The sequence below is a fragment of the Zarconia sp. genome (assembly GCF_057467645.1).
Genome location: NZ_JBRJXU010000034.1, coordinates 23,057 through 40,037, shown reverse-complemented (window position 1 = coordinate 40,037; position 16,981 = coordinate 23,057). Strand labels below are relative to the sequence as shown.

The 16,981-nt window shown below is 44.4% G+C and carries 11 protein-coding genes and 1 tRNA gene; 8 read left to right on the top strand and 4 right to left on the bottom strand.

Going from position 1 to position 16,981, the window contains the following annotated elements; all coding sequences use genetic code 11:
* The first annotated feature begins 16 nt into the window (after positions 1 to 16).
* From AC2215_RS05275 to AC2215_RS05255, 5 genes are all read left to right on the top strand, one after another.
* Positions 17 to 1,144: a glycosyltransferase gene (locus tag AC2215_RS05275; protein ID WP_486808914.1), complete on the top strand. Its 1,128-nt coding sequence runs from the start codon at positions 17 to 19 to the stop codon at positions 1,142 to 1,144.
* Between the two features lie 49 nt (positions 1,145 to 1,193).
* The gene (locus tag AC2215_RS05270) at positions 1,194 to 2,027 is read left to right on the top strand and encodes a sulfotransferase domain-containing protein (protein ID WP_486808913.1); all 834 of its coding nucleotides are present in this window, start codon (positions 1,194 to 1,196) and stop codon (positions 2,025 to 2,027) included.
* 135 nt (positions 2,028 to 2,162) lie between these two features.
* The gene (locus AC2215_RS05265; protein WP_486808912.1) at positions 2,163 to 3,047 is read left to right on the top strand and encodes a sulfotransferase family protein; all 885 of its coding nucleotides are present in this window, start codon (positions 2,163 to 2,165) and stop codon (positions 3,045 to 3,047) included.
* A 44-nt stretch (positions 3,048 to 3,091) separates the two neighbouring features.
* A complete protein-coding gene (locus tag AC2215_RS05260; RefSeq protein ID WP_486808911.1) occupies positions 3,092 to 5,494 on the top strand; it encodes a glycosyltransferase family 92 protein in 2,403 nt (800 codons plus the stop codon).
* Between the two features lie 63 nt (positions 5,495 to 5,557).
* A complete protein-coding gene (locus AC2215_RS05255) occupies positions 5,558 to 6,760 on the top strand; it encodes a DUF1796 family putative cysteine peptidase (protein WP_486808910.1) in 1,203 nt (400 codons plus the stop codon).
* Positions 6,761 to 6,833: 73 nt separating this feature from the next.
* Here AC2215_RS05255 and AC2215_RS05250 read toward each other — a convergent pair whose 3' ends face one another.
* Positions 6,834 to 7,982, bottom strand: a complete 1,149-nt coding sequence (locus tag AC2215_RS05250; protein WP_486808909.1) for a sulfotransferase domain-containing protein — start codon at positions 7,980 to 7,982, stop codon at positions 6,834 to 6,836.
* Between the two features lie 271 nt (positions 7,983 to 8,253).
* Positions 8,254 to 9,240 carry a glycosyltransferase family 2 protein gene (locus AC2215_RS05245; RefSeq protein ID WP_486808908.1) on the bottom strand — a complete coding sequence of 329 codons (987 nt, stop codon included), beginning with the start codon at positions 9,238 to 9,240 and terminating at the stop codon, positions 8,254 to 8,256.
* Positions 9,241 to 11,063: 1,823 nt separating this feature from the next.
* On the opposite strand from AC2215_RS05245, the gene AC2215_RS05240 reads away from it, so the two are divergent.
* Together AC2215_RS05240 and AC2215_RS05235 are read left to right on the top strand one after the other, a co-directional pair.
* The gene (locus AC2215_RS05240; protein ID WP_486808907.1) at positions 11,064 to 11,705 is read left to right on the top strand and encodes a PEP-CTERM sorting domain-containing protein; all 642 of its coding nucleotides are present in this window, start codon (positions 11,064 to 11,066) and stop codon (positions 11,703 to 11,705) included.
* Positions 11,706 to 12,381: 676 nt separating this feature from the next.
* Positions 12,382 to 12,465, top strand: a tRNA-Leu gene (locus tag AC2215_RS05235).
* 120 nt (positions 12,466 to 12,585) lie between these two features.
* Here AC2215_RS05235 and AC2215_RS05230 read toward each other — a convergent pair.
* Both AC2215_RS05230 and recF read right to left on the bottom strand, forming a co-directional pair.
* Positions 12,586 to 13,350 (bottom strand): response regulator transcription factor, encoded by a 765-nt coding sequence (locus AC2215_RS05230; protein WP_486808906.1) that lies wholly within the window; start codon positions 13,348 to 13,350, stop codon positions 12,586 to 12,588.
* Positions 13,351 to 13,538: 188 nt separating this feature from the next.
* Positions 13,539 to 14,696: a DNA replication/repair protein RecF gene (gene recF, locus AC2215_RS05225; RefSeq protein WP_486808905.1), complete on the bottom strand. Its 1,158-nt coding sequence runs from the start codon at positions 14,694 to 14,696 to the stop codon at positions 13,539 to 13,541.
* Between the two features lie 213 nt (positions 14,697 to 14,909).
* On the opposite strand from recF, the gene AC2215_RS05220 reads away from it, so the two are divergent.
* Complete coding sequence (locus AC2215_RS05220) at positions 14,910 to 16,940, top strand: ATP-binding protein (protein WP_486808904.1); 2,031 nt, start codon at positions 14,910 to 14,912, stop codon at positions 16,938 to 16,940.
* The last annotated feature ends 41 nt before the right edge of the window (positions 16,941 to 16,981 follow it).

Genomic DNA, 16,981 nt, shown 5'->3' with positions numbered 1-16,981 from the left:
GGTTAATGATAGTACGATGAAAATAATCTTTGTTTCCCATGCTTCTTCCCTCACCGGCGCGCCGAAAGTGGTGTTCGAGTTAGCGAAAATCTTTGCCAGCCGCCATCAGGTGATTTTCGCAACTAAGAAAGATGGTCCGCTATTACAGCAGGCAATGCAGGATAATCCCGAGGGAATCAAGTACTTCAATATCAATAACAGCCACGAAGTGCGCCTGAGTCCTTTTCAGGAAAAGGTGGAAACGGCAAAAGCATTTATCTCGGAGCACCAACCGGATTTAGTTTACGTCAACTCCGTGGCTTCGGGAGAGTGGGTGGTGGCTTCGAGGTTGTGCGGGGTTAAAAATATTTTCCACGTTCATGAGATGCGCGATGAATGCCTCAGTTTGCTGCGGGTTCGATGCGCAACACTGGATATTATGAACTATGTGGATTTATTGGTTTGCGTCTCTCAAGATGTGGAACGGGACGTGCGATACTTTTTTGACTCGATGCCACCAGCTTGTACGATCGTCGATCACTTTTTTGATTGCGAAAAGATACAGTTGCGATCGCAAGTTGAGGAATCCTTGCCGAAAAATGCAAAGGGTGGCATAATAAGTCGAAATCGACCCATTATTTGTGCCTGTGGAGTGGCATCCGATCGCAAAGGAACGGATATCTTTTTTGACACGGCAATTCGGCTGCCTCAAATTCAGTTTCTCTGGATCGGTAAATGGCATTCTACGGATATTGCTCACAATCCTGTTGAGGAGAGATACGAACGGGAGCAACTTGATAACTTTTTCATTTCCGGGGAAGTAACGAATCCTTACTTCTATCTCAATTTAGCGGATTTATTCGTTCTCTGTTCCCGTGAAGATCCGCAGCCGTTGATTGTCTTTGAAGCGTTGATTTTAGGGAAACCTGCGGTGTGTTTCAGCCACGCGGGGGGAAGTAAGTTTATTCTCGATCGATTTGGGTATGTTTTGCATGGAGAAGCGAGTATCGATCGATTGGTTTCGTTTATCGAAGGCTTGTTTCCTTCAACAGGCGATCGGTTTGAGTCGGGATGGTTGACGGGTGTGCAGAAATTAATGCTCGATCGATATGATAAGCGAGAGGTCTTGCCAAAGTTTGAGCAGCTTATTGAGGCGATTCGATAGTAATTATAAACACTTTTTGCCATTATATATATTTAATTAAATATAAAAGATGAAAATACTGGTAATTGGAAAACCTAAAAGTGGAACATCCATGCTAGCTGGCAGAATAAAAACGGGTATGGATGCTTATTTAGGTCTTGATTCTCAGCTATTATTTGAACCAAAAGAAAACGATTGGTTGAATAAAGTTCAAGATAATAACATTACGAAAATTTTGTACACATCCAGTCCTAAAAATATTTCAAATATTGAAGAGGCAAAAAAGATAGGCGTTCATTTTGACAAGAAAATTATTATTTGCCGAGACCCAAGGGATATTTTGATTAGTGGGACGTTATATCGTTGGTTTTATGGTCATAAGCCGAAAGAAGAATACTTTAAGCAAGCTTTTGATTTAGTATGCCAAAAAGAAAAAAATCCTTCTTCAGTCAACTTGTATGAAATATCTACTATTAGTATTCGTCAAGGTCGCCACAAATTATTAAATAAATATAAAGAGAGTCTAAAAAATGAATACAATATTTTTGTTGAAGACACTTTAAAACTACATAAAGAAGACTGGTATGTGGTGAAGTATGAAGATGTAATAACTAATCAAATTAACTCACTCAATCAATATATAGGTTTTGAAATTCCTCAAGAAATAAATTCTACTAAAAGAGTTTTTCGGATAACAGCTCGTTCTAAAAAATATGGCAATTGGAGAAACTGGTTCACTGAAGATGATATAACTTTTTTCAAGCCTGTGTTTAACAATACATTGAACCAATTAGGGTATGACATCAATGATTGGGAACTTAATTCCCCACAACAGATTTCTTCCGAAACCGCATCGGAATACATGAAAAGTATATTTGACAGGAAAATTTTGAAGGATAATTAGTGCAATATTTTTTAGCGATTCTATATTCTATATAGATGCTGATGATTAAAATTAAGCTAATAGTCTAAGATTACTTATAATTAAATTGAAAAAATAATTATATGTTCGCACTCGATTTTACTTTAGTTTGAGACCATGAAAGATCCGATTGTCATATTGGGACCTGGAAGGTGTGGTAGTACCCTATTACAGAGAATTTTGAATACCTCAAGTGAGATTACAATTTGGGGAGAGCATTCGGGTTTTTTGGCTAAGCTATCTGAGTCCTATTATATATTAACAAAAGATAAAGGAATACAACAAAACTTATATTCTCGATCGAGACCTCTCGACCCTTCAATTGTCACGGGTCAATTAAGCAATTATTCCATCGATATTAGCTGGATTAATCCATTCGATTGCGAAATAGCTAAAGAAGTCTATATCAATCTAATCGTTCAGCTATTTGCTCGAAAAATAAATCCAGAACAAGTAGCTTGGGGATTTAAAGAAATTCGATATACCCAAGAAGATCCGGCATTAAAAATGATACTGGAACTTTTTCCAGAAACTCGGATCGTTTTTTCAATTAGAAATCCGTTTGATGTGATTAAAAGCATGATACTTGCTTGGGTTCCACCCACTCGGCTCGAAAAAAAATTTCAAAAATCGGAAAGTCAAGTTGCTCTCAAAACTGTTCTTCACTACGCCAAGCGATGGAACGATGTGGCGAGTAGTTTTCAGTATTGGATCGCGCAACACCCAAACTGGAATTATCATATCGATCGATACGAGCATCTCGTACAAGCTCCAGAGTCAGTAATTAAAGAACTTTTTGAGTTTCTAAATGTTCCCATGCCAGACACAGCACTCAAGCCAATGTCTGCGAAAGCGGGAAAGTCTCCAAAACGGACTACAAGTTACGAACCGAAGGTGCGGCACGCAATCTACAGCGCGCGTCACCAGATTTGGGATTTACTCGAAAAACCCGCTGAATATTTTAATTACGAGCTAGACAGCGTGAATTCTTTTAATGCTTAACGATAGCCAACTGGTTTGATCTAGTTATTAAAATGGTAAAGATTATGCAATCTCCACAATTCAAAGTTGTTATTGTTATAACAGTCAAAAACGAAGCCGCTTATTTACTTGAATGGATTGCATACCATAGAGCGATCGGAGCTGACCATTTCCTCATTTATAACAATGACAGTACCGATGAAACCCCCCAAATATTACAGTGTCTTGACAAATCCGGAATTATTACTTATGTAGAATGGCCCAGTCAACCGAATTGTAACAACCAACTTGAAGCTTATCGCGATGCTTGCAAGCGTTTAGATGGAAAATGCGAATGGGTCGCTTTTATTGATTGTGATGAATTCATCGTTCCCACTCAGGATAGCGACTTACCAAGCTTCTTATCGAAGTATGAAGATGTAGCTGGTCTTGCCGTTAACTGGAAGCTATTTGGCTCTTCAGGACACCTGAGTAAAACGGAGGGTTTAGTGATGGAGCGATTTACTCGGTGTGCAAGTTCGGATTTTCATATGCATCAACGTTTTAAAACCATTGCTCGCCTGAAATTTCTGAAGGACGTTGGAATTCATATGTGTGAATTCGAGCCAGGGGAAACCTATTGCTATGCAGATCGCGTTCTTACTCCAAAAAAGCGTCTAGGGAGAGGAGAACATATTACCTACGATCTGATTCAAATTAATCACTATTTTAATAAAAGTCGAGCAGAATGGGATTTAAAAAGAGCGAGAGGACGAGCAACTCAAGATGTAGACGGTTTAAGTAAAATTCGAAAAGAACAAGGATTTAATCTCCACGATCGAAACAAAGAAAAAAATTTATCAATTCTTGATTTTTTAGAAACAACCAAAAAAGAAATAAAAGGCTTAAAAAATATACTGAACTTACATTCAATTCAGACTTTTATCTCAACACCAAAAGATACGATTAAAATCTCACAATGGTTACCATTAATAAAGTACAATAAAAAGTTGTTGGTTGGCTCTCATATAGGTTTACCTAAGGTGGGAGCAGAGGTCGAGTCAACGTCGGTTAAGATTTCGGGTTGGGTTCTCGGACGAGATGCAACAGCCACTACTGTAGAGATTATCTGTAATGGTCGTATTTTATCTGAAGCTTCTGTTGATAAAGCTCGTCCCGATGTAGCAAAAGCACATCCAACATCTCCACATGCTCAAAACAGTGGATTTTCAACTTCAGTTTCCCTAATGGGGATGCCTAGCCAATCGGTGATTCTCGTTCAAGGTATTTTAGAAAATGAGAGTCGCGTGCCGCTCTATCTAATTAAATATCATAGTTCTGAAAATTCTTTAACTGTTAATGAAATTGAACCTGAGAAATACCAATTAGCCAAGACTCCACTGCTGACACCCAAAGCAAATAAGTTTTTGAAAGATTTTTTATCTAAGAATATAGATGCTAGAGTTTTAGAGTTTGGTAGTGGAGCATCGACTGTCTGGCTATCAAAGCGGACTGGAAATCTGGTTTCCATCGAACACGATCGAGATTGGTACGATAACGTTAAAAATTCTATCGAACAACATGAATCATGTAGCTCGGTAGATTTAAAAATTTTACCCACTCCTTACTATTCAGTTTGCAATGAATTTCCCGACGAACACTTTGATGTAATTATTGTCGATGGTCGAGATCGAATCAAATGTCTAGAATCCTCAATTCGGATTTTGAAAAAAGGAGGATTTTTGATATTAGATGATGCTCAACGAGCACGCTACGAAAAAGCGGCTTGGTTACTTCAAGATTGGGAATTTACCCGATCGATTAGCCCAACACGTCAAACCCATTGGTGGCAAAAACCGCTAAAGTTTGAGGCTCTTGCTTCAGACTGGAGCAAAGTACTCGAACAAAATTCTATTCGATTGTATGCAGGAGATTTAACTGGACGCGCGCGCAAAGATGGATGGGTTGGGGTGAGTAATAGAAAATCAGACGAGAATCATATCCAGCATGACTTAACCAAACCCTTCCCCATTCCCGATGCAGTCGTTAATGCATTTCTATCCGAAGACGTTTTTCAGTTGATTCAGCCCTATAAGCTCTTAACCGCTACATTTCCCGAACTTTACCGCATCCTCAAGCCCGGTGGTTTTATACGGATGGCATTACCGGACTATCGTTGCGATTTGTTGCAAGATGGCGTTGGGAAAGACGATCGATCGCAATCTGGTTCTGCAAACTCAAATATTGCTCATCGCGGTCACGTTTGGTTTCCCACCTATGAAACCCTCAAGGGATTAATCGAACTCTCTCCACTTCGCGATTGCCAAGTGCACTGGTTGCATTATTACGATACCAACGGCGAACCCGTAATGAATGAGATTGACTATTCAAAAGGATTCGTGAAAAGAACGCCCGATAACGATCCTCGCGTTCAAAATCCTCGCCGTCCGATGTCGATTGTGGTCGATCTTTATAAAGTTTCAATTTAGCTTGGGGTAGAAAAACTAGCTCGATCGAACTTTCAAAATTAGACCTTAAGAAAAAATACAAAAATGGGCGATCGTCTGACCTCACAGAAAATCAAAGTAGAAGCAAGAAGGCAAGAATCTAAAACCTTCATTGAGGCAGCGAGGCAATTTATGGAAAAAGGTAATCTTCAAGAAAGCCTGACTTATTTTAAAAAAGGCATCTCAATCGAAGAAGATTTGCCTGCGCAGGTTTACCACGAAATTGGTAATCTATTGGTAAAATTAGGTCAGCCATTAGAAGCTATCGTATATTATGAGAACGCTTTAAGTCGTAATCCAAGCAATCCTCATGTTCTATATTTAAAAGTTGGTAATATTTTCAAAAGTAATCGAGAATTTGATAGCGCGATTAATGCCTATAAAAAATCGCTTCAATTTAAACAAAATTGGCATCAGCCCTATGAAAAACTAGCAGAATTAATGGCTAAAAAATCTCTATTAAAGGAGGCGATTGGATACCAAGAAATAGCCGTAAAACTAGCTCCAAAAAACGAACGCTCTAGATTTAATTTCATTAACTTATGTAAACGCAATGAAAATCAGTTGGGACTAGAAAAATATAACTATCAAGTTATTTCTTTAGGTCTGGATTGTTTATCAAGAACTTTACCGACTAGATGGGGAATTAAAAAAGTTAAATCGCAAGGAGAAGTCAGTATGCCCTTCGATTTATCTGTTCATCCTTACTCCAGTATTTGTGCGCTAATAGAAAATGATTTTCGGGACTATTTAAATCCCGATTTATTGAAGGTATTTACCAGTAAAAAAAAATCTATATCGTGGATAGAAAATTCTCAATATAATTGTTCTTTTAATCACGAACAAGGAAATTATTGGTCGGATAATAAATTTAAAAATTTCATCGAAAGATATCAAACTAGAATTCACAATTTTTATAATGCTATCGATCGAGGAAATATTGTTTTTATCTTACATGTCTCTAAAAATAGCGTCGATATATCTTGTCTGTTATATATACTAGAAAGTAAATTTACTAATTTATTTTTTAAGCTTGTTGTGATTGATACAAGTATTCAAAATAAATCGATAAAAGTTGTAAATAGTTTGACAAGCTCAAATCTTGTAACAATCCAAGTTTCTAGACCTTATAAAGGCTATAAATGGCCGAATCCGACTCATTATCAATCCTCAGCTGGACTATTATTTGAAGAAAATATATCAAATTCTATCATTAAAGTGATTAAAGAAAATTTTCCCCAAAAATAAAATCTTAAACTTAACTAAAAATCAAAATTTTTTTCTTGATTAAATAATTAAAACAATCAATCAAGTCAACAAATTAAATTTTAATCTTTATTAGCTTTTCCAGCTCTTCGTTATAAGGTTGAAAATACTCATCCAGCCTTTGCTTTACTTCTGGGGGAGGTTCCGGATAATTACTCTGAAAAACCGGTTGAACATCTCTGAGTAAAAAGTCTTGTAACCCCAGAAACCCAAAAACCTTTTCAACAAATCGATCGGGATCGGTTTCCAACTCGTGATAATCTAGAACTAGTATCTGCTCTTTAGGGAACACCTCAAACCAGTTTTTCAGGTGCTGGGCGTATAATCCGTTTCTAATGTAGTGCTCGGTTGAAGAGAGTGGCTTTTTCCCAATCTTTGCCAGTTCTGCTTCGCTAAAAGCTGTCTCGATCGATCTCTTTTCATTTTGCACCCGCTTCACCTGGTGGTAGTACTGGGAGATTGCCCGATCGGTGGGATTTCTCAGAGAGGCGATAATTTTGGTGTTGGGGAAGAATTTTCGAACTCGTGCCGGTGCTTCTGGATCAACTAAATACGTGGGACTGGCTTCTCCGGTTAATAAAGGTTTGCCCTGCAGATTTTCCCGAACTGGGGAAAACTGCGAGAGATACCAATCCAATCCTCGATCGAAATACAGAGTGAAGAAATGTAGCTCTTTGGGATAGCGACGAATGACGCGAGGATGATGGCTGAGATAATCGTAAATTGCCGAGGTTGCCGCTTTCATCGCGCCGATAATCAGAAAGTCGGGACCGAGTTTTTCCACCGAATCGTATTCGAGGAGCTGGCAACTGAATTGAACTCGGAAAAGTGGTTCTAGGCTACCATCTTCAAAAACTGCTTGGATGAGGAGTTGCGAGGCTTCCGTCTCGCAGATAGCTTCCATTGCCAGTGCTGTGGAAAAGCCGACATTTTCTGGAGACACCGAAACATCTGAATGCGCTTTAAGTACGTCCGGACGGGGATGATTTAACTGGGTCTTGTGTAACAGTTTACCTTCAACGATAAACTCAAGAGATACGATCGGGGACTTTTTGCTGAGTACCCACCCTGCGAATGGTAAATGATGAGTATCGTAATTATCTCCTTTTCTGGGGCGATCGAGATGGTAGGCGTAGATCGAGCCGGAATTTTTCGAGCCAAGTCGAGTGAAGTCGAGAATCCGAACGATTGGTTTTTGCAGCATTTTCTCAGTCCTAACGTGATGAATCAATAAGTATAGCTAAGCACCGTGGCGCTGATGAGAAATTGAAAACTGAGAAGCTAGACACAGTAGAGCTTTTACTGAGGGCTGAAAGCTGAATGCTAAGTGCTCTGGGCTATATTTGCTCGATCGTTTTCATCGAGTTCGAAATAGAAAACAATGTTAGGAATCTGGGCTACCTTCGAAGACTCGCCACCTGCCAGGAATGACGAGATTCTCCTTCAACCGATCGAACCCTGGTATCGGGCTATTCTCAAAGCACAGACGCAATTAACTCTCTCCACTCGAGGGAGTTACTTAAACCGTGAAAATCTAGTTCGCAATCGTATTCTTTGGTATACCAAACAAATGTTTGTACCCAAGCCGATAGGGTTTTAGAAACCGAAAATGGCGAGTACTCGATCGATTTTTTTAGATACCGAACCATCTCGCGAGTGCGGTTAGTATAGCACAATCGCCACGCAATCCACACAAGAGTAGCGTAACAGGATAACTGTTCCACATCTCGCAAATGGTCGGGTAAATCGGGTCGCTCGAAAAAGTTGCGCCGCACGGCCCAGGATTCCTCCGCTTGCACGAGGGTATTGAGAGAATCGTTGCGATCGTGCTGTCGGTAATCGACAGTGATTTGTCGCACCCAAGCCGTCTGGCAACCCATCAGCATCAGGCGCTGCACCAAATCCACATCGCAGGCTTGCTTGTATTGCGAATCCAGAGGGCCGACACGATTAAGACAAGTGCGGCAAAACATCATCGCGCTGAAGAGAACCGGCATCCATTGCAACCAACCAGCCGCATCTAGGGTAGGGACGTGGTGCCACATTTCTACGTTCGACTGGGGTTTGCCCTCGGCATCGACCCGCTGCCAGCCGCTATGAACGATATCCACCTCCGGATTCTCCTCGAAACTCGCCACCTGAAGAGCGAGTTTTTCGGGGTAGCAGATATCATCTTGATCGAGGAAAACGACGAACTCCCCACGAGACTCTTGCAGACCTCTATTTCGGGCCGCTGCAACCCCTTGATTGGCTTGGGGAATGTAGCGCAGGCGATCGAAATAAGGTTCGAGAACTTGGCGAGTTCGATCGGTAGACCCATCGTCGATGACGAGAATTTCAAAATCTCGATAGGTTTGACATAACACGCTTTCGACAGCCTGGACGATATAGCGATCGCCGTTGTAGGCGGGGATGATAATGCTAACTCGGGGGTTGGGAGTGTTTAAAGTGTTTGAAACCATGGAATGCTGTATCTCGATTTGGGGCGAATGTCTCGAGTGGAGTTCCGATCTCGGGTAATGCACCACTGCCGCAATCTTGAGGAGGAATGAGTAAATCCCTTAGAAGCAAGCTATTTAACCTCAACCTCAACCTCATACCGTTTCCCTGACCCGTGGGGTAAATTGTTGAACGAGAGATTCCGGGATTAGCTCGACTTGTCTGAGCCAATAACTCCACCACAGAGGCGATCGCGCATCATTTCACCGGGGCAACTCCCTCCTTGAGAACCCTTACGACAAAGCTCGATCGAACTCAAATCTTGCCTCAATTCAGGTCAATTTTGAGTCAATTCTAAAGTTATACATAACTTATACGCGACTTGAACTCCAAAACGAACACCCGCATTTCATTATAAATATCAGTTACACCCCTAATAGACATGTCCTACCGCCCTTACTGGTTACTCAAACTAGAGAGGGTGATTTTTTTTGAGGGTGCGCACCTGGGATGTTGCTGGGTTGAGAAAGCTTAAGAATTCGATCTCGCCTGGGAACTGATGCTCTGTGAGAAACCGATTATTTTCCCCAGCCTGAAAGATCCTTCTCCAAAACATCAGCGCGCAACAGGACACAATTTGCGATTTTTCCAGGAACGTCTCAGAGGAAAGTTTCAGCTTAGCAGTACAAGTACGGAGTCTTGAAGGCAATTTTAAAAAACCGTCCGTAAAACAACGTATAAGATGATGCGATCGAAGTCGATCGCGATCTCGTTTCCAGCCAAGAATTCGGAATTGAAGATCGACGAGACCTTAAACGCCCGACATCGCGCTCTTGATGCCGAGTTGAATTTCAGCACAATAACGGATAGAAAATATCATTTGAGTCATTTAAAATTTGAGATATAGCGCTCGCGAAATCATAACGCAGCGTATGGATGAAAAATCAATAAAACTTGTAGACTGTATCCATCGCCTCAACGTTCATCGTACAGTCTACAAAAAACACTCCAATTTATTTTGGCTCTAGACTAAGCTCTAACTTAAATATGCTATTCTACATTCGCTCTCAGAATTTAGCAAAAAATATACAAGATTTTTTCCTAAAAACGATTAAGAGTGTTCTCTTCATTGCTTCTTTTGTCATTGTACTTGTCTTAATTCTTCCTTTGGCTTGGCTCTCTGAAAAAGTTCTAGACAGTCATCCAGATAAAAATGAGACCGATCGATGATGACGCTGATGTATTGGAAAAGGGTGAGGAGACGAAAAATCTGAGGTCGGTCCTAATATTACTCTCGAGGAAACATTTTGATTCTCTCGATCGCGATTGTAGGTGACGGGTTTAGCTTGTGAGACACTTGTCAATAATAATGGGTTACTCGAAAACGATTTTAGATTTGGTGTCTTCAAGATGAGCATCGAGCTGTTATCTAAAATCGTCGAAATCTGAATCCTCGATTGAGCAGTAATACTTAATTTTTGGACTTAAAAACTTAGATGTAGCATGGTTCTCGTCTAATATTTAATCATTTTTGCCAAAGCCAACTTGTTTTTAGAGCGCTAATTTTTAGTTCGGGACTTAGAGATTCACTTTTAGCCATCCGCTTTACAGAAACTCAAGTGAAGAACATCATTTTGCGGTACCGATTCAGCAATCGAAAATAGTCTAAGTATTTAACCCCTAATTATGCATGTAAATAAAGAATAAAGAAATTAAAAAGTTTGCGTAAAAGTTCGATCGAAAATTATTAGAGTTCGAGACCAACCTTGTACGATTACTGAAGTTATACATGACTAGATAGTGATGTATTTTGCGTGAGTCTATTGAACTTGAGTCTTAACGAATCATGATGTTATCTAACCCGAAGCTCTTCAACCTAAAACAATTGGCGATCGCCACCAGTACCCTCACCAGCTTAGGAATTCTGGCGACTACTCCAGCTCGTGCGGCGATGGTTGAATTCGATCTGAAGTTTTTTGAGAATGACGTACAAGTCGGTTTTGGGGAATTTAGCTACGATGACGCGCAACCCCTCGAAGAAACTTTTGTCGGTGAGGTTGGAGTGTTCGAGATTGTTGCGAAAGATGGATGGTTCGAGCTAACGAGTTTTTCGGCAACCATCGGAGATTTATCTTGGGATTTAGGGGATTCTGTTTTTGATGCGATCTCTTGGATTCCAGAGCCACCCGATTTTTCTTTGGGGGGTGTTTCCTACGATCGTGAAGGGGTACCGAAGCTTCAAAATCATTGGCTATTTGGCGGTGTTATAACATTGCCCGTCATGGCAATGTTTCCCGATGGGAGTTGGTTTCAATCCGAACAGGTGAATAGCCTCGTAGGAACCTGGGAAGCCGAAGCGCGCGTCACGGTCACTCCCGTTCCAGAACCCTCCACAACGCTCTTAATGTCGGGTTTGGTCTTGGGAGGTGGCAGCCTGCTCAAAAAACGCAGCAGTGGTGCAAAACACAGCGCAAACGGACGCGGATAAGACCAGAGCAATAGCCGTCGCTAGATCGGACGCGCACACAAGTGACCGTGCGCTTCGGGGGTGGAGGAAACCCGAGAAGCGACCGGAGGCAGAGGGAGAGTGAATGGACAACGGACAATTTACAGTGGGTTATTTACAACCCTCTTCTCCCTTATAGTTCTATTCACTGTAGTGAGGGACTTGCCAAAAAATAAGATACCGATCTGCTGTAGGGGTCAACGGCCGCATTCCCCCTACGGTTGGTATGTTATTTTCCCGCAGATCCCTTAGGACACTTCCAGCAATCGTATCGTTGGAAACGCGAGTAAGATGTTTGTGCGCTCCGCACACGCACGCGCGGCGCGCACTATTGTCCTAACGGGACTTAATACGGCTATATCTCCCCCCTGGAGCGTCACCCCTTCACCTAACAGGGAATGGTTTTTGACCATTGGGCAATTGTCGGTGATGAGGTCAAGGAAAATGCAAGGGTTCGGCGATGGCCAGCAACGCCTGCTCCCCCAGCTCAAATCCATCCAACAGTTAAAAACCATTCCTTGTCAGCACCGCTTCCCCCCATCTACCCCGGAATCGAGATTCCCCGATTTTGGTTTTTTTTCTTCGATCGCCCCCAAAAGAGTTGACAGGTACCCCAAGTTACTTTAATGTAAGAAGTCGCGATTGAAATTCGCATCCAGCGGAACTGGCGGAATTGGTAGACGCGCTAGATTCAGGTTCTAGTGTTCGCAAGGACTTCCGGGTTCAAGTCCCGGGTTCCGCATCCAGCCATTAGTACGTATAAAATCGAAGTCGATCGAGACTTCTAAAACGAAAGCAGAGTTGGGTTCTCCAGCTCTGCTTTCAAGTGTTAGATATTGAAGGGATGTTGGACGGTTCGTCCTCAGTCAACTTTGGCGCGATTGTCAGATGACTCCGATTCAGAGGTTTCATCGTGGATATACCCACTACTGGGTAACTCTAAACAATACCCCGCACCATAGACGGTTTTAATGAATTGAGGATGACGGGGATCGGGTTCCATTTTCGTTCTCAGATGGCGAATATGGACTCGAATCGTCTCAATATCGTCATCGGGATCGTAACCCCAAACTTCTTTGAGAATTTCGCTGGGGGACACGGTCTGACCGTGACGCTGAAGCAAACAGTGCAACAGCTCGAATTCCAAATGGGTGAGTTTGACGGTTTTATCGAACCAAATGGCTTCAAACCGTTCCGGGACGAGCGTCAGCGCTCCGTAACTGAGAATTTCCGTGTGTTTCGCCGCTTGGGGGATGCGATCGGTTCGTCGCAACAGCGCTCGCACGCGGGCAAGCATTTCTTCTAGCTCGAAGGGCTTGGTCAGATAATCATCAGCACCGGCGTTGAAGCCTTCGACTTTATCCTGGGTCTGACCCAAGGCGGTCAACATCAATATAGGAATATCCGCGGTACGTTCGTCGCGACGTAAGCGCTGGCATACGGTAAATCCATCAACCCGAGGCAACATCAGATCGAGCAGTATCATGTCGGGCACGAGCTGAACCGCTAGCGCCTGACCTTTGATACCATCTTCGGCCTGACTCACTTCGTAGCCAGCCATCTCTAGATTGACAGAGACGAGTTCTGAAATTGCAGGGTCATCGTCGATGACGAGTATCCGGGGCATCACTCACCATAAAGAAATGTGTACGATCGAATTGAGCACGAAAGCCAATAATTTTGACGCTTCGTTTACAACTATTAAATAGTATAAAGAAGACTGTCATAATTATAAGCAAACATGACAGATTTCTGCGAGAGAGAATTCTGTTTTGGTAAAAATACGATACAAATCTCAAAAGATCTGCCCGTTCGCTAGGAAATTCGATCGCTTTGAGAGTCGATTTGCCCCGCCCGAACCCCCAAAATTTGGGAGGTTTTCAACCACTGAGCGTCAAATGCCCCCAGGTGGGTGGTGGTAATGAGCGTTTGGAAGCGATCTTCAATGGCTTCGAGCAATTGATTTTGGCGGTTGGGGTCGAGTTCGGCAAGCACGTCATCGAGTAGCAAGACAGGAGGTTCCCCCACCACCTCTTCGATTAACTTCAACTGAGCCAACTTCAGCGCCAGTACCAGGGTGCGCTGTTGCCCTTGCGAGGCGTATTGGCGGGCGGGAGTCTCGTTAATCAAAAGCGCCACTTCATCTCGATGGGGGCCCACCAGGGTCGTGCCGCGATGGTATTCGGCGATCGCTTTTTCTTGGATGCGATCGAGAAACCCTTGCCGCAGAACCTCTGGTTTTTCCCACATCCCCAGCGGTTCCGGCAAGGTGACATTGGCCGCATACCGAATCGATAACTGCTCCGCTCCACCGCCAATAGAATCGTGCCAGGCACGGGCGATGGGGGTGAGGCGTTCGATGGCCCGCGCCCGCCGACGCATCACTTTCGTCCCCAGTGTCGCCAGTTGAACGTTCAACACCGGTAGTGCCGAATCCGTTCCAGGGGGCATGGAAAACTGGGAATCGCGGTTCTTTCTTAACAGGGCATTGCGTTGGCGCAGAACTCGCTCGTACTGTTTTAATAGATGGGCGTAGAGGGGTTCGAGCTGGACCACCAAACCATCCAACCAGTGCCGTCGGGATTCGGGGCTACCGCGCACCAATTCCAAATCGAGGCTGGAAAACTCGACCACATTGAAAATGCCTAAGAAATCCAATTGTCGTCGGCACCCTTGACGATCGACGGCCACCGTACGCCGTCCGGTTCTGCGCAGGGTGACGCTCAACTCGATGGGGGCAATTAGTCGATCGACGAGACCGCAAACCCGTCCCACATCAGTCCCTTCGCGGATTAAATCCCGATCGCTCGCGCTGCGATAGCTTTTGAGGGTGGAAAGTAATGCCGCGCCTTCGAGGAGATTGGATTTGCCTTGGGCGTTGTCTCCGACCAAAATCGTTTTCGGCGCTCTGAACTCCACGTGTCGATCCCGATAGTTGCGAAAGTCTCGCAGGTGCAGCCTTTTTAAATACACGATCGGGAAATATTCGGAATCAGGACGCAGAATGGAGAAAAGAGAAACAGGGAATGGGTCAAGGTTATCACATTACCACCGTCTAAAGTCATACCCGATCGAGGTATGCCCAATTCGGTCGATCGCCTCCGCGCGAACGGAACCACCCACTTCATAAAGAAGTTTGCATCTGGCTAGCTGACTTCATCGAGTTAATTATGAGTGCTTGTACCAATGAAACCGATCGACCTTCTGAGATACCTGGCGATGGTCATAATTTTGGCAGCAGCCTATGTTGGGTTGAGCCAATCGATCGCCCTTTGGGCGAACCCCGTTGTCCAACAGGCTTTAGTCGGGGTTCCCACCAGCATCGCCCTCGCCATCGCCATCTTGATGGGAAAACAATATTGCGCGGCTATCTTTTTGGGAAGCGCGTTCGCCGCTGGGTTCGAGGGAATGCCTTGGGGCATTGCGATCGCGATCGCCAGCACTCAGGCGATTTCTGCGTGGGTGGGGGCGACCCTACTCGCAGCGAGGGACTTCGATCGGGAGTTGAGTCGCACTCGAGATGTCATCTGGTTTGTCGTTCTGGCCGGATTAACATCCACTCTCTTGGAAACGACCTTTGAAACTTTTATTCAATGTGGTGCGGGACTCGAGACCTGTAGCAGCGTGCGGCGATTGTTCTGGTCGGGTTGGATTGCGATGACCGCAGCAGTGTTGGTTGTGGTGCCGATATTTTTGACCCTGTTCGTCCGCCACCAGGATTTGATGCCCCATCCATCCCAATGGTCTCGATGGCGAAGATTGGAAGCCATGAGTCTGGTGCTGTTACTACTTCTGGTCAGTTGGACGATTTTCGCCTCCCGCACCCGCGTTTACATGGCCAGCTACCCGTTGGAATACCTGCCGTTTCCCCTACTCGTGTGGACGGGATTGCGCTTTGGCAAGCGGGGAACGGTCTTCGCAAACGTGCCGATCGCGATCGTCGCAATTTGGGGCATTGCCCGCGACAGCGGTCCCTTCCTCCTCCACGGCAACGGAGATTTTGGGGCGGTCATTTCCCTACAGATTTTTACCGGTGCTTTGTCCGTCACGTCCCTGGTGTTGGCGACCGCGATCGTCGGTCGCCAGCAGGCGGAGATGTACCTCCAGCAAAGTCAGCGCAATCTCGCCAACGCCCAGCGAATCGGTCAGTTGGGAAGCTGGGACTGGAACGCCATCGACGGTCGGTTGCGCTGGTCTGAGGAAATGTATCGGATTTTGGGTGTGACTCGCCAACCGGGATTGCCCGACTGGGAACGGCGGCTGGAATTGGTGCATCGCGACGATCGCGCCACGGTTCGGCAGTGCCGGGAACGAGCTTTAACAGAAGCGAGCGCTTACTGCCTCGATTACCGGATGTTCCGAGGGGATGGGGAAGAGCGCATCGTTCGCGAACGGGTGGAAGTGCAAGGACATTTAATCACCGGAACCCTGCAAGATATTACCGAACACAAACGATCTGAAGAACTCAGACAAGCCAAAGAAGCAGCGGAAGCGGCTAACAAAGCCAAAAGTGCCTTCTTGACCACGGTGACTCACGAACTTCGCACCCCGCTCCACGCCATTATCGGTTATAGCGAGATTCTCGAAGAAGAAGCCCTCGAACTCGGTCAGCGGCTGTTACTTCAAGATGTGGGGAAGATTAAAGCTGCAGGCAAACATTTGCTCTCTTCCGTCGACGACATTCTCAGTATCTCCAAAATTGAAGCGGGGGATATCAAATTGCACCGGGAACCGATTGAGGTGTCGAAGTTGATCTGGGAAGTTGCAGCGACGGTTCGATCGCTCGTCGCCAGAAATGGCAATACCTTAGACATCGATTGCGACGAGAGTCTGGGTCATATCTGGGCCGATCGCGCTAAAATCCAAAAAGTTTTGCTCCATTGCCTGAGCAACGCCAGTAAATTTACCCGCAACGGTCAAATTACCCTAAAAGTGTATTGGGACGCCTCCCAAGAGCCAAAAGAGCCGCAGTCCTCAAAATCGATCGCATTTGCCATTAGCGATACGGGCATCGGCATGGCACCGGAGCAACTACCTCAGGTGTTCGAGCCATTTTCCCAAGCTGATTCTTCGATCGAGCGCAAATACGAGGGAACGGGACTGGGTTTAACCATCACCAAAAAGTTATGTCAGTTGATGGGGGGAGATATTACCGCCGAAAGCCAACCCGAGATCGGATCCACTTTTACCATCTCTCTTCCCGTAGAAACGATCTAGGGGGAGCGTGGGGGGAGAATTAAAAATGCACGCATTCAAAA

Bases quoted from the DNA above. Each gene is read 5' to 3' on its own strand.
- AC2215_RS05275 (WP_486808914.1), top strand. From the start codon at position 17: ATGAAAATAATCTTTGTTTCCCATGCTTCTTCCCTCACCGGCGCGCCG.
- AC2215_RS05270 (WP_486808913.1), top strand. From the start codon at position 1,194: ATGAAAATACTGGTAATTGGAAAACCTAAAAGTGGAACATCCATGCTA.
- AC2215_RS05265 (WP_486808912.1), top strand. From the start codon at position 2,163: ATGAAAGATCCGATTGTCATATTGGGACCTGGAAGGTGTGGTAGTACC.
- AC2215_RS05260 (WP_486808911.1), top strand. From the start codon at position 3,092: ATGCAATCTCCACAATTCAAAGTTGTTATTGTTATAACAGTCAAAAAC.
- AC2215_RS05255 (WP_486808910.1), top strand. From the start codon at position 5,558: ATGGGCGATCGTCTGACCTCACAGAAAATCAAAGTAGAAGCAAGAAGG.
- AC2215_RS05250 (WP_486808909.1), bottom strand. From the start codon at position 7,982: ATGCTGCAAAAACCAATCGTTCGGATTCTCGACTTCACTCGACTTGGC.
- AC2215_RS05245 (WP_486808908.1), bottom strand. From the start codon at position 9,240: ATGGTTTCAAACACTTTAAACACTCCCAACCCCCGAGTTAGCATTATC.
- AC2215_RS05240 (WP_486808907.1), top strand. From the start codon at position 11,064: ATGATGTTATCTAACCCGAAGCTCTTCAACCTAAAACAATTGGCGATC.
- AC2215_RS05230 (WP_486808906.1), bottom strand. From the start codon at position 13,350: ATGCCCCGGATACTCGTCATCGACGATGACCCTGCAATTTCAGAACTC.
- AC2215_RS05220 (WP_486808904.1), top strand. From the start codon at position 14,910: ATGAAACCGATCGACCTTCTGAGATACCTGGCGATGGTCATAATTTTG.